Below are 23,190 nucleotides of genomic sequence, written 5' to 3'. Positions count from 1 at the left end.
GCCGCAAGACCCACCACGTCGAAGGGTCGGAAAGCCATGTTCCGCACCAGATCCCGCGGCACCGCTCTCGCCGCCGGCACGCTCGCACTCACCCTCCTGACGACCGGCTGCGCCGGCCAGGCCGCCGCACCGCCGTCCGGCGGCGCCTCCGCGACGTCGCTCTCGGGCAAGACGATCGCCCTGGTCGGCTACGGGAACAGCAACCCGTGGGGCGCCTACTTCAACAAGGTCTTCACCGAGCGTCTGGCACCCACCGGCGTGCAGGTCGGCGACATGACGACGATGGACCCGGGCACCCAGGTCCAGAAGTTCAACCAGGCCGTGGCGCAGAAGCCGGACCTGATCGTGGTCGCGATCATCGACACCACGGCGATGGCGGTGCCGATCAAGAAGGCCAAAGCCGCCGGCGTCCCGGTGCTCGCCTTCGACGGCCCGCCCGACCCGGCGGTGGCGGACGAGGTCATGTCGGTGCTCTCGGACAACGAGAAGCTCGGCGAGTTCGCCGCGCAGAACATCATCGAGGGCCTCAAGGCTCAGGGCCGCGACTCCGGCAACATCATCGTCCTCACCGGCACCAAGTCCATGCTCGTGACCCAGCACCGCATGAAAGGCTTCACCAAGGTCCTGGCCACCACGCCGCAGTACAAGGTCGTCGAGGAGCAGGACGCCAACTGGGATCCCCAGCTCTCCGGCTCCATCGCCCAGCAACTCCTGGCCAAGCACGGCAAGGACGGGGTGCAGGCCGCGTACGGCATGGCGGACTACATGGCCCTGCCGATCATCCAGGCGGCCAAGCAGGCCGGCTTCGCGATCGGCGGCAAGGACGGCCTGATCGTCACCAGCAGCAACTGCTTCAAGGCCGGCATCGACTCCATCAAGGCAGGCGAGTTGTACGGCACGGCCACCGAGGACCCGGGCACCATCGCCGAGCAGACCGCCGACTACGTCGTTCGGTATCTGACGGGCAAGAACCCGCCGCGCAGCGAGACCGTCCAGGAGGAGCGGGTCACCGCCGCGAACGTGAGCCGGTTCGCCGAGCAGTGCAGCCACGCATGAGCCCATCAGCGACCGGCGGCCCCCCGGTCCGCGTCGAGGGGCTGGCCCGCGCCTTCAACGGCGTCCCCGCGGTCAGGGAGGTCTCCTTCACCGTGGGCGTCGGCGAGATCCACGGCCTGTGCGGCCACAACGGCGCAGGCAAGAGCACGGTGGTGAAGATGCTGTCCGGGCAGCTCGCGCCCGACCGCGGTCGCATCGTGATCGGCGGTGAGACGGTCGAGCTGCGCAGCCGCCAGGCCGCTCAGCGCGCGGGCGTGGCGCTCGTGGACCAGGAGCTGAGCGTCGTACCGGCCTTGACCGTGCTCGACAACATGCTGCTCGGGGACATCGACGTGCCGTTCGTCAACCGCCGGCGCAAGGCCACGGTCCGGTGCCGGCAGATCTTGGACGACATGGGCCTGGAGCACATCGGCCCGGACCAGCCGCTGTCGACGCTCGGCATCGGAGAGCGGCAACTGGTCGAGATCGCCAAGGCGCTCAGCCAGAACGCCCGGCTGGTGATCCTCGACGAGCCCACCGCGACCCTCGGCGAGACCGAGAGCCGGCACGTGTTCGCCGCGATCCGCCGGGTCGCGGCCACGGGCTGCTCGATCATCTTCGTCTCCCACCGGTTGCCGGAGGTGCTGGAGCTGTGCGACGTCGTGACCGTGCTGCGCGACGGCCGCGACGTCGCCACGCACCCCGCTGAGGACCTGACGGTGGACGAGCTGATCAGGTGGATGCTCGGGGAGACGCGCCGGCAGCCGTCCGCCGCACCCGGGCCGGGCCGGGACCTCGCACCCGCGTTGCGGATCGAGCGCCTGCGCGTGCCCGGACGGCTCGACGACTTCACCCTCACCGCCCAGGCAGGCCGTATCTACGCGCTGGCCGGCCAGCTCGGCAGCGGCGCCTCCGATGTCCTGCGCGCCTTGGCCGGACTGCACCCCGGGGCGATGGGAACCGCGGAGCTGCGCGGGAGGCCCGTTGCGATCCGCGACCCGGTCGGGGCCGCGCGCGGCGGCGTCGCCTTCGTGTCCAACGACCGCAAGTCCGAGGGTCTGTTCCTCGGCAAGCCGACCGCGTGGAACCTCGTCGCGACGCGCCTGCCCGCGCTGGGGCGCGCAGGTGTCGTACGGTCCCGTCGCGAGCGCAGCACCGCCCGCTCGCTCGCGGAGCGGTCGGGCCTGCCGGAGCGGCGGCTCGATGAGCCGGTGGTGACGTTGAGCGGAGGCAACCAGCAGAAGGTCTTCGTCGGTCGCTGCCTGGAACATGAGAACGTCTTCGCCCTCCTGCTGGACGAGCCGACCCGCGGTGTGGACGTCGGGGGTCGTGCGGCGATCCACCGGCTCCTCCGCCAGGCCGCCGATGCCGGGCTGGTCGTGATGTTCGCCTCCACCGAGCTTGAGGAACTGCTCGAACTGGGTGACGTGATCGTCACGATGCGGGACGGCCGGCTGGTGAACCAGTACGAAGGCGACACCGACGGCACGCTGCTGTTGCGCGACATGACCCACGGAATGACCCACGGAGCGGGACAGGCATGACCACGGCCGACGACTCCACCAGCGGCGCGGTGAGCACCACGCCGGACCCGTCGCCATCCGGCGCAGGCGGGGCCGCGTCGACGGACGGTCCGCCTCGGAGGTGGCCGGCGAGCGCCGTCACGGCCGGCCTCGCCGTCCTCCTCCTGGTGCTGCTCCTCGTCCCGGCCGTGACGACACCCCGGTTCCTCACCCTCGACAACGCGCGCGCGATCCTCGCCTCGGCCGCCTTCGTGGGCATCACCTCGGTCGGCGCCACCATGGTGATGATCGCCGGGTCCGGGGTGTCGCTGGCCACCTCCCAGATCGCGACCGTCGTGGCGATGGTCTTCCTGGGCACGCAACACCTGGGGCTGTGGGCCGCGCTGCTGATCGCGCTCGCGGCCGGCGTCACGCTCAGCGCGGCGCACGGCGCGGTCATCGGCTTCTGGAACGCCGACCCGATCGTGCTCACCATCGCCGGCGGGTTCGCGATCGGCGGCGCGGCCACCTGGTTCAGCGGCGGGACCACGGTCTACCCGGCCACGCGGCAGTTCGAGGCGCTCAACTCCACCCCGCTGGGCCTGCCGCTGGCCGTGTACGTCCTGCTCGCGGTCACGGTGCTCGTCGAATGGACGCTGCGCCGCACGACGGCCGGCCGGCAGATGTACCTGGTGGGCGAGAACCGGGCCGCGGCGCGCGCGGCCGGCCTGCCCGTCGGCCGGGTGACCGTGATCGCGTGGGCCGTCTCCGGCGCGTGCGTCGCGCTGACCGGGATCTTCCTCGCCTCGTTCCACACCTCCGCCACGGTGACGCTCGGCGGCACGCTCACCCTCGATGCCATCGCGGCGGTCCTCGTGGGCGGCACGGCGATCTCCGGCGGTCACGGCTCAGCCGTGCGGACCCTGGGCGGCGCGGTGCTCATCGCCGTCATCTCCGACGTGCTGCTGCTGCGCGGCTACTCGACCGGCGTGCAGATCCTCGTGAAGGGAGTCCTCGTGCTCGCGGTCGTCATCATCGTGCACGTGCGCGCCACCAGGGGACGGCGATGACCCGCCGGTGGCCGGCCGCCCGGCCGGAGCAGCTGATGCCGACGGTCTCCCTGCTGGTCGTGCTGGCCGCGTTCGCGTGCTCGCCGCTGCTCAGCGGCAGGCCCCTTGAGCCGTTCGACGGCTACAACGCGCTGCAGGGCTTCGCCCAGCTCGGCCTCCTGGCCCTCGCGATCGGGATCACGATGATCGCCGGCGAGTTCGACCTGTCGGTCGCCGGGACGTACGCGCTCGGCGGCATGCTCGCCGTTCAGACCGGCGCGGCCTCCCCGATCATGGGCGTCCTGGCCGCCGTGGCCGCCGGCGCCGCCATCGGCGCGGTGCAGGGCGGGCTGATCGCCCGGCTGCGCATCCCGTCCATGCCCGTCACACTCGCGACGTACATCGCCCTTCTGGGGCTTACGTACGCGATGTCCGGAGGGCTGAGCAAGACCTACACCAACGGCGACGCGACCTTGTGGGTCGACCAGACGATCGCCGGCGTCTTTTCGCCCCGGAGCCTGTTGACGCTCGCGGCGTTCCTCATCGCCGCGACCGTGCTGGGCTGCACCAAGCTGGGACGTGAGCTGCGCGCCATCGGCGGCGACCGCCGGGCCAGCCGGGTCGCCGGCGTCGGCGTGGACCGGCGGATCGTCGGGATCTTCACCTTGTCGGGGACGCTGGCGGCGCTGGGCGGCGCCCTGCTCGGCTACAGCTACGCCTCGGCGAACCCGGATCCGGGGTTGCAGCCGCTGATCCTCGCCGTCGTGGCCGCGTTGCTCGGCGGCGTGTCGCTGGCCGGCGGTCGCGGCTCCCCGCTGGGACTGCTGGCCGGAACCCTCTCGGTGGCGCTGCTCGCGCAGATCGTGGCGGTCACCGCCCTGCCCGACTTCTCCACCCAGCTGTTGTACGCGGCGCTGCTCGCGGTGATCGTCGCCATCGAGAGTCCCGGGCTGCGTCAGGCGGTGGAACGGCTCCGGGCCCGCCGCGCGAGCGCGGCACGGCGTTGACATGTGCCCTGCCATGACCGAGAAGAGAAGAGCGCACGCCCATCACAGGGCGTCGCCGCGAGGAGGACGACCATGACGGAACCGATCACCGTGGCCGAGGGCTTCTGCTTCCTGGAGGCGCCGCGCTGGCGCGAGGGGCGCCTCTGGTTCTCCGACTTCTACACCTACCGAGTACGGTCCATGCATGAGGACGGCTCCGACCTGCGCGAGGAGGCCCACGTCCCCGAGCAGCCCTCCGGCCTGGGCTGGCTTCCCGACGGACGGCTGCTGATCGTCTCCATGCGGGACCGCAAGGTCCTGCGCCGGGAGCCGGACGGCACGCTCTCGGTCCACGCCGACCTCGGCGCGCACGCCACCGGGCACGCCAACGACATGGTCGTGGACGGCCAGGGCCGGGCCTATGTGGGCAACTTCGGGTTCGACCTGATGGGTGGCGCTCCGCTGGAGCCGACCTCGCTGCACCGGGTGGACCCCGACGGCCGCGTCACGGAGGTCGCCGGCGACCTGTGGTTCCCCAACGGCATCGTCATCACCCCCGACGACGTGCTCGTGGTCGTGGAGACGTTCGGCAACCGCGTCACCGCGTTCGACATCACCCCGGACGGCGAGCTGGCCAACCGGCGGACGTGGGCGGAGTTCGGGCCGCTGCCCACCGACCGCGCGATCGCGGGAATGCTCGCCCAGCTGCAGGTCGCCGGTGACGGAGCCTGCCTCGACTCGCGGGGCGGTCTGTGGATCGCCGACGCGATCGGCGGCCGGCTCGTGCGGGTGATCGAGGGCGGCACGATCACCGATGAGATCAAGCCCGGCTCACCGGTGTACGCCTGCGCCCTCGGCGGCGCCGCGGGCACGACGCTGTTCGCGTGCGCCGCACCCGACTTCCACGAGGAAGCCCGTAAGTCGGCGCGCGAGGGCCACATGCTCGCCATGGGGGTGGCCGTACCGGGGATCTGAAGGTCTGCAGGCGTCCCGGCGGGTGGCCGCGTCGGGTTTGGCTACGTGCCGGGGCGTCACGTCTGGGCTTTGATGCCGTCCAAGGCCATGGTGAGCACCCGATCACGCTGGGCGTCCTGCACGAAGTTCGCGCCGCTGACGCCGTTGACCAGGAAGAGAACGTCGTCGAAGCTCACGTCGCCGCGGGCTTCGCCGGCATGCTGGGCGCGTTCGAGCAGCGGTCTGCCGGCGGCGTGGATGATGTCGCGGCAGGTGACGAACATCGCCTCGTTGTGGGCGATGGCGTCGTAGACGGCCTTCTTGGTGGTCGCGTAGCCGACGAACCGGCGTAGCCAGGTCACCAGCGCGTCCCAGGGGCTGCGGTCGTCCAGTTCGGCGGCGATCCGGGCCAGCGCCTCGACCTCATCGAGGTAGACGGCCTCGAACAGGTGCGCTCGGGTGGGGAAGTTGCGGTAGAGCGTGGCGATGTTGACGCCGGCGCGGCGGGCGATCCCTTCCAGGGAAGCGTTGGCGCCGTCGGTGGCGAACAGCTCGCGGGCGGCGTCGAGGAGAGCGTCGAAGTTGCGGCGGGCGTCGGCGCGCTGCGGCCGGCGCACGGTGACGCGCGGTTCGGCCGGGCTCTCGCCCTCGGTCACGGCCATCAGATCTCCCTTCCAGGACGCGGAACTTGACAAACGAAGGCACCCCTTCGCTAAAGTGAAGGCACCCCTTCGCTTAAGTGCGGGTTCCCCCTTCACTTTAACGGGTGTGGCGCCGCGTCCTTCGCCTCATCGTCCAAGGACCCTGCATGCCTCATAAGGAAGACATGACCACCATCGGATTCATCGGCAGCGGAAAAGTCGGCAGCACGCTCGCCCGCCTCGCGGTCGACACCGGCCACGACGTCGTCCTGAGCAACAGCCGGGGTCCGCAGACCCTGCGGGACCTGGTCGCGCAGCTGGGACCGCGTGCTCGCGCGGCGGCGGTGAGCGAGGCCGCGCGGGACGCGGACATCGCCGTGGTGACGATCCCGCTGAAGGCCTACGCGCAGGTCCCCGCCGGTCCCCTGCGCGGCAAGGTCGTCATCGACACCATCAACTACAACCCCGACCGCGACGGCCGCATCCATGCGATCGACGCCGGCCACACCACGGCCGGCGGACTGCTGCAGGCCCACCTGAGGGAGTCGTACGTCGTCAAGGCGTTCAACAACATCTTCTTCGAACACCTGGCCACGCTCGGCCGCCCGGCCGGCGCCCCCGACCGCAGCGCACTGGCCATCGCCGGCGACGACGCCGCGGCCAAGACGACGGTCGCCGCCCTGATCGACGCTCTCGGATACGACGCCTACGACGCGGGCGCGCTCGCCGAGAGCCGCCGGTTCGCGGCGGGCACGCCCGCCCACCGCGCCTACCTCGACCCGGTCGGCATGTTCGCCGCCCCCGGCCGCCCCGTCTCCGCCGCCGACCTCGCCGACCTCCTCGGGGCCGCCCCTTGATGATCCAGGACCTGTCCCAGATGTGTCGCCCAGACTTCAGGAGGCTCGAATGAAGGCAGCAGTCGTCACCACGTTCAGCGAACCGCCGCACTACCAGGATCATCCCGAGCCGCAGGCGACCGGCGAGCACGAGCTGGTGGTCGACGTGCTGGCCGCCGGCCTGCACCCACGGGTCCGGATGCAGGCCGAAGGCTCGCACTACAGCAGCACCGACGAACTCCCCCTGGTCCCCGGGATCGACGGGGTGGGGCGTGGCCCCGACGGCAGACTGTGGTACTTCCTCTCCCTCGGCGCCACACTCGGCTCGATGGCCGAGCGCACGCTGATCGACACCCGCCGCAGCGTCGTCCTGCCCCGGCACGCCGACCCGGTGACAGTGGCCGCGACGCTGAACTGCGCGATCGCGTCATGGCTGGCGCTGAACCGGCGGATCACGTTCGAGAAGGGACAGAACGTCATGGTCATCGGGGCCACCGGCGGCACCGGGCGGATGGCGGTGCAGGTGGCCCGGCTGTTCGGGGCCGACCAGGTGATCGCCGTCGGCCGGGACGCCGACCGCCTCGCCGCGATCCCGGGCGCCGACGCCACCGCCCTGCTCAGCGACCCGGAGTCGATCGGGCGGGCAGGAGCCGAGGTGGACGTCGTCCTCGACTTCGTCTGGGGAGCCCCCGCCGCCGCCGCGATGACCGCTCTCGTCACCGGGCGTACCGATCCGACCAGGCCGCTCACCTGGGTGGAGCTCGGCTCGATGGCCGGGCCGCAGGCGCCGATCCCGTCCGCGGCCCTGCGGTCGTCGCGGCTCCAGATCATCGGCAGCGGTCAGGGCTCACTGACCACCGCCGACATGGCTGCCGAGGCGCCCGCCGTGGCCGCCGAGATCGTCCGCGGCACTTTCGCGGTGGACGCCACCGAAGTGGCGTTGCAGCACGTCGAGCAGATCTGGACACGCCCGGCGGACAGCAGCACGCGCATCGTGTTCACGCCCGGCGCGTGAGGCCGGCCGGACACCGCCGGCGTCCGGTGCGGCGCGATGGCCAGGGCCCGCCTGCCGACAGTGGGCAAGGTGATCACAGGACGAGGATGAGTTTGCCGCCGGGCCGGCGGGGCTGGCTGAGTTCGGCCGCCTCCTGGATCTGGTCGAGCGTGTAGGTGCGGGCGATCGATACGACGAGGACGCCTTCCCCGGCGAGTCGGGCGAACTCGCCCATCAGGTCGTAGCGCATGTCGATATGAGTGACGCGGGTGCCGAGTTCGGTGGCGGCGGCGAAGTCGGAGACGGTGAGGACGCGGTCCGGGTCCCCGGTCAGCCCGATCAGGGCCGGCAGTGAGCCGCCGGCCGGGCTGGGCTGGTCGGCGCGGTCGACCCGGCCGCCGGTCGGGGCCGTGTCCAGGGCGCGGTCGACGCGGCCTCCGGCCAGTGCGGTGACGCGTTGGGTCATGCCGTCGCCGTAGCCGGTCACCTGGGCGCCGATCTCTTCCAGGGCGGCGGCCCGGGCCGGCCCGGCGGTGGCGATCACCCGGACACCCCGGTGCAGCGCGAGGCGCACCGCCGCCTCGCCCACGGTGCCGCCCGCGCCGTGGACGAGCAGCAGCTCACCCGGCTGAACGCCGAGGTCGTCGAGCGCGCGCCACGCCGTCTCGGCCGCCATCGGCAGCGCGGCGGCCTGCTCGGCGGTGACGCCCTCGGGAATGCCTGCCCAGGCCGCCATCAGCGCATACTCGGCACCCCCGGCTGTCGGGCCGTCGAACGTCGCCGGGCCGAACACACGATCGCCGATCTCGACGCCGGTGACACCCTCACCGAGTGCGTCCACGGTGCCCGCGACCTCCAGGCCGAGCCCACGCGGCAGCGGCGGCAGCTGGTCGGCGAAGAGGCCGTCGACCGTCGCCCAGTCGGCCGGGTTCAGGCCGCACGCCCGCACGGCGATCCGGATCCGGCCGGGTCCCGGGTCCGGCTTCGGAACGTCGCGGAGCACGATCACGTCCGGGGATCCGAACCGGTCGAACTGGAGAGCCTTCATGACGATCTCCTACATGATGACAGCATCTGTTGTCGTGGACTGTAGCACCGCGACGACAGCCTCTGCTGTCATATCCTGGTCGGCATGCCGAGATGGGAGTCCGACGCACAGGGCCGGCTCGAGCGCGCGGCGCTCGAGCTGTTCGAGACGCAGGGGTTCGAGCGCACCTCGGTCGCGCAGATCGCGCGCACCGCCGGGCTGACCGAGCGCTCCTTCTACCGCTACTTCCCCGACAAGCGGGAAGTCCTCTTCGCCGGCAACGAACTTGAGGCCCACCTCGTCGCCCAGGTCGAGGCGGCCGACCCGGCTCTCACACCGATCGAGGCGCTGCTGACCGCGCTGGGGACCGCCGACGAGATCTTCCGCCCGCGCGAGCTTCTCCTGCGCCGCGTCAAGGTGATCGCCGCCAGCCCGGCACTGGCCGAACGCGATCTGATCAAGCTCGCCGACATCGCCGACGCGCTGGCGCGGGCGCTCGAGCGCCGCGGCGTCGAGCCCGGCGAGGCACGCTTCATCATCGACGTGGCGATAGCGATCTCCCGGCGCGCCACGTCCCGCTGGCTGGCCGACCCGGACGCGACCCTCTCCGAGCTCGTCACCCAGACCGCCGCCGAGCTGTACCAGGCGGTCGCGCCGTTGGCCCCGACGGTCCGCTGAGTCCGCCGCGAAGAGGAGCAGCGCCCACCCAATGCTGTGACCGAACTCCGACAGCGCAAACCGGCACATTTCGCTCTCGCTGTCCGGCCTGCATTGGGAAGTCCTTCGAGGACCTGGTGGCCAGTGCACGGCTGCCCCGTGATCTAGGATCATCGACCGTGACATCGTGGGCGAGCAGATATCGGTCGGGCGAGCACATCGCGGTGTGGAACGACCTACGAGCCTTCGGGTCTTCAGGCGTGCCTGAGAGTCTCCGGGAAGACGCCGAGGACGTCGCACGCGAGACCATGCGCCGGGTGGCGTTCAACGTGGATGTGCTGGTCGACCAGCTCTCTTCCGCTGGGTACGCGTTCGCTTGCCCTGACGCGGTGCGCCAAGCCCCCACGGAGGTTGATTCCGAAGCGATGGCGAAGGCCGAAGCCATCATCGGCCCCCTCCCTGTAGCGCTTCGCGCTTGCCTGGAGATCGTGGGTGCCGTCGATCTGTGCGGGGACGGGGGCTCGATGCTGCCTCATGTCCGCTACCACACACCCCCACGCGAGCCATGGGATCTTGACCCAGACCCTCTGGTCCTCCACTCCGGCCGGATGCTCTGGGACATGCTCAGTTCGACCGTGGGAGACGTCAACCTGGGGTGCGCCTGTACGGATCCCGAAGAAGATGAACTGTGTGGGTTCCATGCGAACGGTTACTTCTTCAGCATCGCGCCTGATGGAGCGGCCAAGGCGAACTTCAGCGGGGGAGATCACTACATCCATCTCCCGAGCGCGAACCCCGATCCGCCGTTCATCGGCATACCGGTATCGGGGCCCATTTCGCTCGTCCAATACCTGCGCCGATCCCATGCCTGGGGAGGATTCCCCGGCTACGCCACCCGACCTGCGCATGTTCCTCTGCCGGCTCTTCTCGAACGGATCCGAAACCAGCTACAGAAGTTTTGAACAGGGGCGATAGGGCCTTGCTGCTGTCGGCTCGGGATCGCAGGGGTCTCGGCCAGTAGCCCACCAGTGGAGGCTGTCGCCGCGCTGGGCGGTACCTGGAATGGGGTGCAGGCGGTGGGGCCGTGCTCGGCCGCAGCGGCCTGTCCACGTAGGTCGAGGCTCGTGTGAGCCGGTTGCGGCGGCAGGCCGGACCTGGGAGCAGGTCGGCCATGTCCGTGACCGTCCGGTTCATCAGAAGATCGAATCCGACATGAGCGTCGTCATGCAGGACAGCCCGGCAGCACCGGCTGACACTTTTCTGCGCGTCAGGGTGCGGGCTGGGCGGCGGCCATGACGCCGTGCACGGCCGCCGCGATGCGGTCGGCGGCCTGGTCGGGGTCGGGGCGGCCGGCGTCCAGCCAGGCGATGACGGCCTCCAGGGTGAAGCCGGGGATCAGGCTGGCGGCCCAGTCCAGCCAGGGCCCCTCGGGGATGACTCGGGCCAGGTTGCGGCGGCCGACTTCGCGGGAGGCCGCGGTGATGGAGTCGATGAGGTCGCGGAAGTCGGGCTCGCGGGCGGCGTAGCGGAACAGCAGCCTGAACCCGTCGGGGTCGGCAGTGGCGGCGCGCAGCAGGGCGGAGATGGCGCTCTCGTCGAAATCGTCGGCGCCGGTGGCCTCGGCCAGGCGGGTGCAGGCGCGGTCCAGCACAGCCCGGTACAGGTCGGCCTTGGACTCGAAGTGCCGGTACAGCATCGCGCGGGTGAGCTCGGCCTCGGCGGCGATGTCGTCGAGGCCGGTGGCGGCGTAGCCGGCGCGGGCGAAGGCGCGGGTGGCGGCGTCCAGGATCTGCTCGCGCCGCTCCGCGCGCCGCATTCTGCGCACCGGCTGGGCCGGCATGGCCTCGACGGCCCCGTGGTGGCTCTCGCCTGCTTCGGGCTTGCTCATCCCACCCCCACTTGTAGAAGTCCAAGTGTACATATAGCTTAATAGACATCGAAGTATACAAACCTGTGTTTACCTCATCGGAGGAGCCATGCCGCCCGCCCCCGCCCAGCTTCCGTACGAACAGCCCGGCCCGTTGCAGCCGCCGCCGTTGCTGCGCCGGCTGCAGGCCCAGGGCCCCATCCACGCCATCCGCACCGCGACCGGCGACCCCGCCTGGCAGGTCACCGGGTACCAGGAGGTGCGCGCCCTGCTGGACGACGACCGGCTCGGCCGCGCCCACCCCGAGCCCGAACGCGCCTCCCGTACCGGCGAGTCGGAGTTGTTCGGCGGCCCGCTCGGCGGATTCGACACCGAGCAGGCCGACCACCGGCGGATGCGTTCGCTGCTGCAGCCGCACTTCTCGCCCAAGCGGATGCGCGCGCTGCGCGGCCGTGTCGAGACGCTCACCACGCACCTGCTCGATGAGCTGGCCGCCGCCGGGCCGCCCGCCGATCTGCACGCCGCGCTCGCCGTGCCGCTGCCGATTGCCGTCATCTGCGAGCTGCTCGGCGTCCCGTTCGACGACCGCGAGCAGTTCCGCGCCTGGACGAGGGACACCGCGGACGTCACCGACCGGGCCCGCTCGGCACAAGGCCTGAGCGCGCTGTTCAGCTACGGACAGCAGCTGGTGGCCGGAAAGCGCGCCGCCGGTGATGCGGATGCCGATGTGATCTCGCGGCTGGCCGCCACCGAGGGGGTCAGCGACGACGAGGCGGCGGCGATGGGCATGTTTCTGCTGTTCGCCGGGCACGAGACCACGGTCACCGCGATCGGCCTGGGTGTGCTGTGGCTGCTGGCCACCCCCGGCCAGTGGCAGGTCCTGGTCGACGACCCGGCCCGGATCGACGCGGCGGTGGAGGAGATCCTGCGCGCCCCGCGCCTGGGCGGCGGCGGCATCCCCCGCTACGCCCGTACCGACCTGGAGATCGCCGGCGTGCGGGTGCGGGCCGGGGATCTGGTGCTGCTGGACACCGGCGCGGCCAACCACGATCCGGCCACCTTCGCCGACCCTGACCGGTTCGACGTTCACCGGTCCGCCACGGCGCACCTGTCGTTCGGGCACGGCGCCCGCTACTGCGTCGGCGCCCCTCTGGCCCGGATCGAGCTGCAGGTCGTCTTCTCCCAGCTGGCCGCCCGTTTCCCCACCCTCGGTCTGGGCTGCCCGGTGGAGGAGCTGACCTTCGACACGCGCACCCTGACCGGCGGGCTGACCGCTCTGCCGGTGACCTGGTGACCGGCATGAGCGCGCCGCCGCCATCGCCGACCGCTGGAACGCCCCCATTGGTCCGCCCTAGCCCGCGCACACCGGATGCGCAGGCCTTTACGCTGCCCTCGGGGCCGGGGCTGTGTCGTTAGGGGATCCCAACGGAACACCCCCCCATCTGGGCCCAGCTCACGGTGGCCATGTGCCGGACCCGTGCCGAAGAGCAACTAACAGGACGAACTTCTACCTTGCCGAAGGCCCGCTAAAACCGAGAACCCCAGGTCAGACAAGGTGTGGAGTGGTGGGGCGCTGAACGACTACGACCAGGCCGCCCGGCCGGCCCCCGCCCTCCTCCGAGGTGTCCTGCAACCGCGGCAACGTCCGCGTGGACGTCGACGAACTGGACGGGGGCGTCCAGGTCTCCGTCCTGGTCGGCCAGAGCATCGCGGGACGCTCCCGCCTCGGCCGGCCTGGAGTCGGCTGCGGCCGCGGCTGACAGGGCCGCCTTAGCGGCCGGAGTGTCGTTGTTCTCGGCCAGGAGTCGGCCGCGCAGGCACAGTAGGTGGGGATGGGCCGGCGCGAGCGTCAGGCCGGCCTCGACGTCGCGCCGGACGTAGACCCTGTCGCCCATGCCGCACAGGAGCCCGGCCCGGTTCACGTAGGCGTCGACGGCTCCATCCCCCGTGTGGATCTCCAAGGATCCCTGTACGTGAAATCTCATTATTGCCCCCTCTTGTCGTGCTGGAGATCTAAGGTCTAAGGCGGCGCAGGGATGTCCGAAATAGCCCTCCGTGGGTCCAGGACAACGCGGCGAAGACTCCGGACAACCAGAGGTGAATGCACATTGGGGCGGCCCGAGCAGCCGGTGGATCCGTTGGCCGGTCCCGTCGAAAGGCTCGCCTGGGAATTGCGCCGGCTCAGGGACGAGGCCGGGCGACCGAGCTACCGCGTACTCGCGGAGCGCGCGCATTTCTCGCGGAGCACCCTCGCCGAGGCGGCCACCGGGACGCGGCTGCCCACTCTTGAGGCGACACTGGCGTACGCCGTCGCCTGCGGTGGCGACCACGCCGAATGGGAGCGGAAGTGGCAGCTGGTCGCGGCCGAACTCGAACGGTCGCAGCGCCGTTGCCCTTACCCCGGCCTGCTTCCGCTGGACGTCGACGCCGCCGACCTGTTCTTCGGCCGGGACGACCTTCTCGAGGTCCTGCTGAAGGCCGTGAAGCAGGGACCGCTGACGGTGGTCCGCGGGGCCACCGGCAGCGGCAAGTCCTCGTTGCTGCGGGCCGGGCTGGCCGCGCGGCTGACCGCCGACGGAACTACCGTCACGCTGCTCACTCCGGGTGCGCACCCGCTGTCCCGGTTGCCCGCCTCCGACGCTGACGGCGCCGACGTGATGATCATCGACCAGTTCGAGGAGACGTTCACGCTCTGCGCCGACGAGCAGGAACGCGCCGGCTTCCTCGACGCGCTGAGCGAGCTCGTCAGCGGTCAGGACGGCCCGGCGCTGGTGATCGGGATCCGCACCGACTTCTACGAGCGCTGCATGTCGCATCCCGGTCTGACCGCAGCCCTCCTCGACAGCCTTCACCTGCCGGTCGGGCCCATGTCCGAGCAGGAGCTGCGCGCCATCATCACCGAACCCGCCGCCCGGGCGGGGCTGAGCGTGGACCCGGATCTGGTGGTCACCGTGGTGGCCGAGGCCGCCGAGCAGACGGGGGCGCTCCCGATGGTCGCGCACGCGCTGCGCGAAACGTGGAGCAGGCAGCAGGGAGACACGCTGGCGCTGGCGGACTACCGGGCCGTGGGTGGTGTGTCCGGCGCGATCGCGCGGACCGCTGAGAACCTGTACGCCGATCTGGAAGCCGACCAGCAGCAGTTGCTCCGCGCCGTGCTGCTGCGGCTCGTCGCCCTGGGCTCGGGCAGCTCCGACACCCGCCGGGGGCTCGACCGGGACGACCTCGCCGGCATCGGACCCGCCGGCGAGCTGGACGCGGTCCTCGACCGGCTCGCCGCCGCCAGGCTCATCGTCGTGGACCAGGACCTGGTCGACATCGCGCACGAAGCGCTTCTCACCGGCTGGCCCCGGCTGCGGGAATGGCTCACCGCCGACCGTGAGGCCCTTCTGCGGCACCAGCGGCTCACGTCTGACGCGGCCGAGTGGGACCGCAACGGGTGCGGCGAGGATTACCTGTACCGCGGCACTCGCCTCGCTCTCTGGGACGGCGAGGCGAGCGTCGTACCGCTGAACGAGCTGGAGCGAACCTTCCTGGCGGCCTGCCGCTCGAGCGCGGCCGAGCGCGACCGAGCCCGCCGCCGGACCCGTCTCGCCTTCGGCGGGCTGCCGGTCGCTGCCGTCGCGGTCATCGCGCTGGCCGCGCTCGTCCTGGTCCAGGTAGGCGACAGGGACGTCGAGCGGGACCGCGCCGCCTCGGTACGGCTGGCCGCCGAAGCACGCCGCCAGCTCCCGCAAGACCCGGAGCTGGCGTTGCTGCTGGCGATCGAGGCGTACGAGGCGGAGCCCACTCCGGAGGCCGACCTCGTGCTCCGCCAGGCCACTGCGGACTCCCGGCTGCGCGACTCCACCCCGGTCGGCCTGCGCAGGGTCACAGGAACGACGGCCACCCCGGACGGCCGGAAGATCGCGATCTGGGGCGCCGGGTCGGGCCCGGCCAGCCTAGAGATCTGGAGCCTGGACGGTACGGCACCGCGCCGGGCCGGACATGTGCTCCAGGCGGATCGGACGGACGGTATCCAGAGCGCCGCGTTCAGCGTAGACGGCCGGCAGCTCGTCACCGGAGGCTCCGGAGGAGAGCTGGTGCTGTGGGACCTGGGGTCAAGCGGTCCGCCCGTGGTTCTGGGGACCGTTGACGGTGGCGTCCACGGCGTCAGCGTCAGCCGGGACGGGACTGTGGCGAGCGCGCACACCGACGGCGTGCGCATCTGGAAGCCGGGACGCTCCAAGCCCGTCAAGCTCAGCGTCCCCGGCCGCGCGGTCAGGAGCGTCGCGTTCAGCCCCAGCGGGCGGCTGCTCGCCACCGGGGGCAACGGATCGCCGCTGCGACTGTGGGACATGACCCGGGACCGGCCCGTTCTGCAGCGCGCGGCCACGCGCGGCGAGCCGGAGCAGGTGGCCGTCAGCCCGCGTGGACCATGGGTCGCGACCGTCGAAGGCGACGTTCCCCGTGTCTGGGACGCGACGGAGGCGCCGAGCGGCGACTGGACCCCGCAGATCGAGCTGGCCGGCCACTCCCCGAAGCTGAACGGCCTGGTGTTCACCGCGGCCGGGGATCGTATGGCGACCTATGGCGCCGACGGCGTGATTCGCGTCTGGACGACGGGCAGCGACGCCGACCCACTGGTGCTGCGCAGCCCGAAGGGGAATCCGCGCGGGGCGGCGTTCACCCCGGACGGGAAGTCATTGGTCAGCGTCGATGCGGACGGCTCCATGCGGACGTGGGACGTCACAGCGGGCGATCCGGCACCGACCGAGGGCAGGCCCCTGGCGCTCAGCGCTGACACGAGCACGGTGGCGGTCAGCACGGGGCCGAATTCACTCCTCAGCCCGCAGGACGTCCGTATCAAGATATGGCGCGGCGCGACTCCGGCCGAGGTGCGCGGCCCGCGTGATACCGGCTACCTCGTCGCGCTGAGCCCTGACGGCCGGCGGATGGCGGGCATCGGCCGGGCCGGGACCCTCAGCCTGTGGGACCTCACCACCGCCGGCGCGCCAGTCACCACACCCGCGCCCTTCCGCGGCCTCCCGATCGGCCTGGTGTTCAGCGCCGACGGGAAGCGGATCGTGGCGGGCGCCTCCCGCACCGAACCGCAGGTGTGGCAAGTCTCCCCGTCCGGCGGGCTGACAGCGCTCGCCGGCTGGCAGACCCGGCCCACCGGCCGCGCCGACGGCGACGTGGCACTCAGCGCGGACGGCATGAAGCTGGCCGACGCCCGTGACGACCACACCGTCGTCGTCTGGGACCTGACCGGCAAGAGAGAGCCGAAGATTCTTCGCGGCCATGCGGAGGACATCACGGGCCTCGCCTTCAGCCCAGACGGGTTGCGGTTGGCCGCCGCGGCCGCGGACGGCGCCATCCGGCTCTGGGACATCGACGGCCAGGGCGAGCCTGCGGACGTGCTGTACGGCGCCGAGAACACCGTCCGCAAAGTGAGTTTCAGCCCTGACGGCACCTGGCTGGTCACCAACGAACCCGCGGGCCACCTGCGGCTCTGGCGGGCGGCAGGTGGCGGCGAACCGCTGGAGTTGACCGGCTGGGGCGCGACCGGCGGTCTCGCGGCGTTCAGCCCCGACGGTACGCGGATCGTCAGAGGGCTGAGCCCGCAGATCTTCCTCGGTCGCTCGCTGGGGACCGGTCTGGGCGGCAGCCTCGTCCGGACCCGCACCTGCGAGGTGTGCGGCCCGGCCGGAACGGTGCTCGAACTGGCCCAATCACGCCGTACCCGCGAGCTGACCGCGGAAGAACGCCGCAGCCATCTCGGCCCGGACTCCTGACCTGCACCGTTGCCCTGGGCCGCGGGAGTCCAGCGTGGCGGGTCGTGGGCGAGCGCGCCGGCCACCTGCCAGGTTCAACGGGGGGCGCAGCATCACGGCCCGGCGCCGTCGAGATCTTCAACGAGGTCGCTTCGGGCAGCTCCATGATCCGGCGGTCCTGGCGGTTACTCCTTCGATGGTGTCGTGGTCAAGCGTGACCGCTCAGCGACTCGGTGCGCGATTGTCGGAGCCGGAGGGGCAGAGCCGCATCAAAGCACAGGCACTCGCCGAGACCGAGGCCGATCCGCCTGCCCGAGACCACCAGACCGAAGTCGAAGATCAGGTTCCTCTGCGAGCAGGTCGTCCACAGGGCGATCATCGATCTGATCAACGCGCTCCCGCGCTCAAGTGCTTGACGGGGTCGGGGACTTGAGGGAGGTCCTGGGCGAGCAGGACCTCCAGCTCCTCCTCGGTGAGGAGATGGACATCACACAGAATCCGAGCCGACTGGTGCCAGCGCTTCCGCGCCTCGTCCTGCCGTCCAAGATCGTGCAGGGTGTCGCCGAGCCCCCACAGGGTGACGGCCTCCAGCGCGCGGGCACCGGCCTTGTGGTGGAGGTAGGCCGCCCTCCTGTATCCGGCCTCGGCCTCAACGAGCCTGCCGGCGCGTCGGTAGGCGTCGGCCAGCGTGTCGGTCGCCGTTCCCTCGCCGTAGGGATTGTCGAACTCCGCCCAGATCTCCAGGCTTTGTCGGCTGGCGTCGATCGCGTCGTCCAGCCGGCCCATTCTGATCAGCACCGCGGCCCGGCCGTTGAGGATCATCGCTTGGTAGTCGCGCAGGCCACTGGCTGTCGCCGTCGCTGTCGCCTCGTCCTGGGTGGCAAGCGCCTCGTCGAACCGCCCCAGCTTGCCGTAGGTCGTGCCGAGATTGTGGAGGGTGCCCGCCTTACGCAGGGGCAGACCTGCTCGATCCCAGCACGTGAGGGCACGTTCGAACTGCTCGACCGCAGGCTCGAAGCGACCTTGGTTCTTGTGGATGAGGCCCAACTGGTTGTGCCCGCGGGCTTGGGCCGCCCAGTCACCAGTCCGGGCGGCCACGTTCAGGGCGTGGTGATGGATCTCGGTCAGATCGGCGAGCCAGCCTCTGTGGCTGAAGGGCCTGTTGAGACTGGCGGCGAGGCCTTCCACGGTGCCGGGATCGTCGGTGCGGGTGGTGGCCTGCCGGGCGACGGCGATGAGGTTGTCGCGCTCCAGCTCGATCCAGTCGATCGCCTCCTGCGGTGTGTCCAGGCGAAGGCCCGGCTGGTCGGCGCGGAGATCGATGACGATAGGGGAGGTGGGATCGAGCAGAAGGCTGGCCGTCCTGGTGGTGGCGAGGTAATGGTGCAACGCGCGGCGGGTGGCGGCCACCCGATCGCTCTCCTGGACGATGCCGTCCGCTTGTTCGCGGGCGTAGAGGCGGACGAGGTCGTGCATCCGGTAGCGGCCCGGCCCCGCCGATTCGAGCAGCCGGGCGTCCAGGAGGCGGTCCAGCGCATCCGCCACCGTGCGCTCGGGTCGATCAGCGAGAGCGGCGGTGGCTGCCGGGGTGTGGGTAGGCGTGTCGAGGAGGCCGAGCAGGGCGAACAGGTGGGCGGCGTCCTGGCCGGCGGGCTCCTCCTGGAGGTGATGGAGGCTGACCGCGATACCGGCGCGTACGGCCAGGTCGGCATGCTCCAGCGTGTCCAGGCGGCGGGTGGCGTCAGCGAGCCTGTCGGCGAGGTAGGACAGCGTCCAGTCGGGGCGGGCGGCCAGACGTGCCGCCGCGATGCGAAGGGCGAGGGGCAGGCCCCCGCAGAGCCGGACGATCCGCCCGGCGGCCTCCGGCTCAGCGTGGACCCGGCCGGGACCGGCGATACGGGCCAGCAGTGCGGTGGATTCGGACGGGTCGAGCCCGGGCAGGTTCAGATGGCTCGCCCCGTCGACTGAGGTGAGAACCTGCCGGCTCGTGATGACGACCGCACACCCCGACCCGGCGGGAATGAGCGGGCGGACCTGGCGGGTGTCGAGGGCGTTGTCGAGGATGAGCAGCACGTGCCGCGCCGAGGTGAGGGATCGGTAGCGGACCGCGGCCTCATCGACCGTGGTCGGTACGGCGGAGCCGTCCAGGCCGAGCGAGCGTAAAAGCCGGCCGAGCGCCTCGAGCGGCGACAGCGGCCGGAGGCCGTCAGTGGCGCCGTGCAGGTCGATGTAGAGTACGCCGTCGGTGTAGCGATCGGCGACGGCGTGCGCCAGGTGTACGGCCAGCGCGGACTTGCCGATCCCGCCGGGGCCGCCGATGGCGACGATCGCCGGCGTGCCGGCTTCCGAGGCGGTGAGCGCCTTGTCGAGCCAGCCGAGCTCGACATCGCGGGCGGTGAAGGCGCGGGTGTCGGCGGGCAGCTCCGCCGGGGCGACGGTGTCGACGAGCGTGGCATCCTGCGGCGGAGCGGTCAGATCGAGGACGGGATCGCGAGCGAGCACCGCCTGCTGGAGCCGGCGTAGCGCGGCACTCGACTCGATGCCGAGCTCCTGGATCATGACGCGGCGAGTCTCCTGGTAGACCGCGAGCGCTTCCGACGACCGTCCAGCGCGATACAGCGCCAGCATCAGCTGCGCATGCGGCCTCTCCCGCAGCGGGTGCGCCTCGATGTGGACGGTCAGATCCGGTATCACCGCATGGTGATCACCCGCCGCCATCCGCAGATCGACGTGATCCTCCAGAGCGGTGAGACGTTCCTCCGTCAGCCGGGTGGCCTCGATCTGGGCCCACTCCGCCGACATGCCCGTCAGGGCCTCTCCCCGCCACAAGGCCAGAGCCTGCCGGAACGATTTGTCCGCCGTAACGATCTCTCCCCTGGCCCGGCCGGCACGCGCTTCGCGCACCAGCCTCATGAACAGGTGAGCATCGACGTGATCAGGTGGTACGTCCAGGCAGTATCCACCGGGCGCGGTCACGATGACCTCGTGGAGCGCCCGGGGCGCCAGAAACTCGCGAAGCTTCGACACCACGATGTGGAGCTGCTTCGGCGCCGTCGACGCCCGGCTCTCCCCCCACACATCGGTGAGGAGCTGGTCAGTGGTGACCACCCGGCCGGCGCTCAACGCCAGCCGGGTCAGCAGACCGATCCGCCGGCTGCCGGTCAGCGGCAGCACATCGCCGTCCGCCGTCAGCTCCCATGGCCCCAAGATCTTGATCTGCAGTCCCATCGCACAACCCTCCGTAGGCAGGACCAGCGTTGAATCGGTCATGACCGTTACCCGTTGGAGGGCCTCCTCCGCGATCTTCTGAGCGGCAGGTGATGAACCTACCGGAACGCACCGCGGGTTGGCGCGCTGTCGCCGTGTCGTTGACTCTTCGCTGTGCCGTACTCTCCTGTGCTGGTCCGCCCGCTCTATCTGATCACGCTCCGGGTATCCGACTGGCTGATGGTGCTAGGTCGAAGCCAAGCGTCGAAGGACGCGGAGATCATGGTGTTGCGTCACGAGGTGGCGGTGCTGCGGCGTCAGGTCGGACGGCCGAATCCGGACTGGGCCGATCGTGCTGTTCTCGCGGCGTTGACTCGATGGTTGCCAGCCGGGCTGCGCGCTCATCGGCTGATCACTCCGGCGACGTTACCGGCGTGGCATCGTCGTCTGCTGCGTGTGGCCACCGTACGACGCATCATGCGCTCGCGCTGTTTCGGCCCGGCGCCGCGGCATCTCGACACTTCCTGGCGCACCTTCTTACGGTCGCAGGCCGAAGAGCTCCTGGCTTGCGATTTCTTCCATGTTGACACGATCTTTTTGAAGCGCTTGTACGTGTTGTTCGTGATGGAGGTCCGCACGCGACACGTGCACATCTTGGGCGTGACCAGCCACCGACCGGTGCGTGGGCCGCTCAGCAGGCCCGCAACCTCCTGATCGACCTCGGTGAGCGGGCAATTCGCCGCCGTGGGCATCACAACGCCAGAGAATCGAGAACTCGCAGGTCAAATAGGGCAAGAGTGGTAGGGCGCCCGGGGCTCGAACCCGGAACCTACGGATTGAAAGCTCGGCCGATCATAGTTCCATGCCGTCCCATCTGGACCAACACCAGCGGCTGACCTGCATGGGACCTCGGTGAATGGATGAGAACTGCAACTGGCCATGCGGTCTGACAATCCTCGCCTGAGTGCCGGCGGCTTTACAGAAGATCGCCAGTTCCCGTTCGCTACAGCCCCTGACCTGGGGCGCGGCCAGACAACCGGACGCCGCCTCCATAGGTCGTTCCGCGCATATTCCGGATCATGAAAGACGCGCCTGAGTCCCCACTGGTACCAGTAGCACCTCGGAAGCGGACCGCAACCGCGCCAGGTCATCGGTTGCAGGGCGCCCGGGACTCGAAACGGAACCCATGGATGAAAGGAAGACGATTCGATCAAGCTCCATGACTCCTGGCCTGCACGTACGGCGTCCGGGCGTGCGGTTAGAACGGTGGGTCCTCGCTGAATCCCTGCATCATCATGGTCGGGGGACCGCCCCACATGTGGGTGGATGACCCATCGAAGCACCAGTCGATGTGATGCCGGACCCATGGGCCGGTCTCCGTCTTCTGTAGTCGGCGCAGCACTGAATGAAGACAGGTCAGGCTGAATTGGCGGACAACGACGACGCCGTGTGAGCGGAGAACCGGGTCGTCATCATTCAGGAGCCCACTGGCCACGTCGACGAGGACGTTCTGCTGGATATCTTCACGTCTGAACTCCCAGGGCTCCCAGGCCAGCCGGTACGCCGCCCGTCGACGCCGTTCGAGGTCATAACACATCACTTCCGGCAGCAGATCGGCGAAGGTGAGCCTGCGCAGAATGCCGAGCGCCTTCAGGTCCGGTGGAGCATACGACCTGGCGTGCCGCGCGATATCGTCCGCGATCGCATCAGCGTCGTCCAGCGGACGCCCGTGCCGGTGTCGTTGCCAGCGCAGCAGATCCCACAGCACAGCACGCACAGTGGGATGCGCGTCGGTGATCACGGCGTCGACCAAAACTGCCCAACCGCCTTCACTGACGGCCGGCAACTGCAGCAGCGATTCCCCAGCACGAGCCCGACGCTCTGATGACGGCTCATCGGTGAGCAGGGCGACCAGCTCGGCTTCCTCCAGCGGGAGTCGCTCGCCGAACCAGCCGACGTCGTAACCGGCGACCGCCTCGTCCAGCCACCGCTCATACCAGGCCAAGAAGTCGGCATCCTCGACTACGTAAGGGCCGACTGGTCCTTCATGGTCGAGGTTGAACAACCGTCCCCGCGCCGGTCCCGCCACGGTCAGCCGGGTGACGAGGGAACACCCGTGACCGGCGATCTCCAGCGTGCCTCGAAGGAAAGCGCGATCCGGAACCGGCGGATCCTCGTACCGCTCTTCCCAATCGTCGACGTAACGCGGACCAGGCAGGTACGGACTGGGCTGAGCCAGGTGCCCCGACCGGTGATGCGTACAGCATGAAGTGTCGAGACGGCGCAACCCAAAGCCTGGACCGACGCCGCCGTCGCCCAACTCGGTGACGAACAACCGGTACTCCGCAGGGAGCGTCACCTCATGCCGCTCCTCGAACTCGGTCACCACAGCCTCGGACAGAGGCGGCCCAAGCTCGAACCCATGCGCCTCCACACCGAAAGCATCCGGCAGAACGGGCAGGGCACGCGCCGCAGCGAGTTTGTCTGCGATCCGACACAACCTGGCGTGATCGGCATGGAGCATCCGCTCAGTCTACGAACTGCTTCCCCCAAGCCCTCTCTAGCCTGCTCAAACGCCACTCGGGGGTCATCACTGTGAGTGTTCCCCTCTAGCCGTTTCGAACGCTCCCGAATACGGTGATCAGCCGCGCTGCCCAGTGAGCCAGGGTGAGGAACGAACCC

General features: G+C 70.4%; 18 protein-coding genes. 13 read left to right on the top strand and 5 right to left on the bottom strand.

The window, feature by feature from the left end:
* The first annotated feature begins 36 nt into the window (after nucleotides 1–36).
* From ACIBQX_RS21175 to ACIBQX_RS21155, 5 genes are all read left to right on the top strand, one after another.
* A complete protein-coding gene (locus ACIBQX_RS21175) occupies nucleotides 37–1,056 on the top strand; it encodes a sugar ABC transporter substrate-binding protein (protein WP_397006938.1) in 1,020 nt (339 codons plus the stop codon).
* A complete protein-coding gene (locus tag ACIBQX_RS21170; protein WP_397006936.1) occupies nucleotides 1,053–2,579 on the top strand; it encodes a sugar ABC transporter ATP-binding protein in 1,527 nt (508 codons plus the stop codon). Before ACIBQX_RS21175 ends, ACIBQX_RS21170 begins: the two co-directional genes overlap by 4 nt.
* Nucleotides 2,576–3,607, top strand: a complete 1,032-nt coding sequence (locus tag ACIBQX_RS21165) for an ABC transporter permease (RefSeq protein ID WP_397006934.1) — start codon at nucleotides 2,576–2,578, stop codon at nucleotides 3,605–3,607. Before ACIBQX_RS21170 ends, ACIBQX_RS21165 begins: the two co-directional genes overlap by 4 nt.
* Nucleotides 3,604–4,593 carry an ABC transporter permease gene (locus ACIBQX_RS21160; protein WP_397006932.1) on the top strand — a complete coding sequence of 330 codons (990 nt, stop codon included), beginning with the start codon at nucleotides 3,604–3,606 and terminating at the stop codon, nucleotides 4,591–4,593. Before ACIBQX_RS21165 ends, ACIBQX_RS21160 begins: the two co-directional genes overlap by 4 nt.
* Nucleotides 4,594–4,665: 72 nt before the next feature.
* A complete protein-coding gene (locus ACIBQX_RS21155) occupies nucleotides 4,666–5,547 on the top strand; it encodes an SMP-30/gluconolactonase/LRE family protein (protein ID WP_397006930.1) in 882 nt (293 codons plus the stop codon).
* A 56-nt stretch (nucleotides 5,548–5,603) separates the two neighbouring features.
* On the opposite strand, the gene ACIBQX_RS21150 is transcribed toward ACIBQX_RS21155, so the two are convergent.
* A complete protein-coding gene (locus ACIBQX_RS21150) occupies nucleotides 5,604–6,188 on the bottom strand; it encodes a TetR/AcrR family transcriptional regulator (protein ID WP_397006928.1) in 585 nt (194 codons plus the stop codon).
* A gap of 146 nt (nucleotides 6,189–6,334) precedes the next feature.
* Between ACIBQX_RS21150 and ACIBQX_RS21145 the strand changes: the two genes are divergently transcribed.
* Nucleotides 6,335–7,024 carry an NADPH-dependent F420 reductase gene (locus ACIBQX_RS21145; protein WP_397006927.1) on the top strand — a complete coding sequence of 230 codons (690 nt, stop codon included), beginning with the start codon at nucleotides 6,335–6,337 and terminating at the stop codon, nucleotides 7,022–7,024.
* Between the two features lie 49 nt (nucleotides 7,025–7,073).
* On the top strand, nucleotides 7,074–8,018 hold the full coding sequence (locus tag ACIBQX_RS21140; RefSeq protein ID WP_397006925.1) for a hypothetical protein: 945 nt from the start codon (nucleotides 7,074–7,076) through the stop codon (nucleotides 8,016–8,018).
* A 73-nt stretch (nucleotides 8,019–8,091) separates the two neighbouring features.
* Here the strand turns inward: ACIBQX_RS21140 and ACIBQX_RS21135 are convergent, their stop codons facing one another.
* Nucleotides 8,092–9,045, bottom strand: a complete 954-nt coding sequence (locus tag ACIBQX_RS21135) for an NADP-dependent oxidoreductase (protein WP_397006923.1) — start codon at nucleotides 9,043–9,045, stop codon at nucleotides 8,092–8,094.
* Nucleotides 9,046–9,129: 84 nt separating this feature from the next.
* Here ACIBQX_RS21135 and ACIBQX_RS21130 point away from each other — a divergent pair, with 84 nt between their 5' ends.
* Nucleotides 9,130–9,702, top strand: a complete 573-nt coding sequence (locus ACIBQX_RS21130; RefSeq protein WP_397006921.1) for a TetR/AcrR family transcriptional regulator — start codon at nucleotides 9,130–9,132, stop codon at nucleotides 9,700–9,702.
* Between the two features lie 296 nt (nucleotides 9,703–9,998).
* Complete coding sequence (locus tag ACIBQX_RS21125; protein WP_397006919.1) at nucleotides 9,999–10,643, top strand: hypothetical protein; 645 nt, start codon at nucleotides 9,999–10,001, stop codon at nucleotides 10,641–10,643.
* 305 nt (nucleotides 10,644–10,948) lie between these two features.
* Here the strand turns inward: ACIBQX_RS21125 and ACIBQX_RS21120 are convergent, their stop codons facing one another.
* Nucleotides 10,949–11,569, bottom strand: a complete 621-nt coding sequence (locus tag ACIBQX_RS21120; RefSeq protein ID WP_397006917.1) for a TetR/AcrR family transcriptional regulator — start codon at nucleotides 11,567–11,569, stop codon at nucleotides 10,949–10,951.
* Between the two features lie 88 nt (nucleotides 11,570–11,657).
* On the opposite strand from ACIBQX_RS21120, the gene ACIBQX_RS21115 reads away from it, so the two are divergent.
* The 3 genes from ACIBQX_RS21115 (at nucleotide 11,658) to ACIBQX_RS21105 (ending at nucleotide 17,322) form a co-directional block, all read left to right on the top strand.
* Nucleotides 11,658–12,842, top strand: a complete 1,185-nt coding sequence (locus ACIBQX_RS21115; protein WP_397006915.1) for a cytochrome P450 — start codon at nucleotides 11,658–11,660, stop codon at nucleotides 12,840–12,842.
* Between the two features lie 328 nt (nucleotides 12,843–13,170).
* Nucleotides 13,171–13,308: a hypothetical protein gene (locus ACIBQX_RS21110; protein ID WP_397006913.1), complete on the top strand. Its 138-nt coding sequence runs from the start codon at nucleotides 13,171–13,173 to the stop codon at nucleotides 13,306–13,308.
* A gap of 348 nt (nucleotides 13,309–13,656) precedes the next feature.
* On the top strand, nucleotides 13,657–17,322 hold the full coding sequence (locus tag ACIBQX_RS21105; RefSeq protein WP_397006911.1) for a helix-turn-helix domain-containing protein: 3,666 nt from the start codon (nucleotides 13,657–13,659) through the stop codon (nucleotides 17,320–17,322).
* Between the two features lie 366 nt (nucleotides 17,323–17,688).
* On the opposite strand, the gene ACIBQX_RS21100 is transcribed toward ACIBQX_RS21105, so the two are convergent.
* Nucleotides 17,689–20,529: a BTAD domain-containing putative transcriptional regulator gene (locus ACIBQX_RS21100; protein ID WP_397006909.1), complete on the bottom strand. Its 2,841-nt coding sequence runs from the start codon at nucleotides 20,527–20,529 to the stop codon at nucleotides 17,689–17,691.
* A gap of 153 nt (nucleotides 20,530–20,682) precedes the next feature.
* On the opposite strand from ACIBQX_RS21100, the gene ACIBQX_RS21095 reads away from it, so the two are divergent.
* Nucleotides 20,683–21,222 carry a hypothetical protein gene (locus ACIBQX_RS21095; protein ID WP_397006907.1) on the top strand — a complete coding sequence of 180 codons (540 nt, stop codon included), beginning with the start codon at nucleotides 20,683–20,685 and terminating at the stop codon, nucleotides 21,220–21,222.
* A 544-nt stretch (nucleotides 21,223–21,766) separates the two neighbouring features.
* Here ACIBQX_RS21095 and ACIBQX_RS21090 read toward each other — a convergent pair.
* Nucleotides 21,767–23,032 (bottom strand): hypothetical protein, encoded by a 1,266-nt coding sequence (locus ACIBQX_RS21090; protein WP_397006905.1) that lies wholly within the window; start codon nucleotides 23,030–23,032, stop codon nucleotides 21,767–21,769.
* Nucleotides 23,033–23,190 lie beyond the last annotated feature (158 nt).

The organism is Nonomuraea sp. NPDC049714 (assembly GCF_044465295.1).
Classification (GTDB): domain Bacteria; phylum Actinomycetota; class Actinomycetes; order Streptosporangiales; family Streptosporangiaceae; genus Nonomuraea.
Note: the sequence above shows the minus strand (reverse complement) of the source record. Positions and strands in the feature narration are given on the sequence as shown.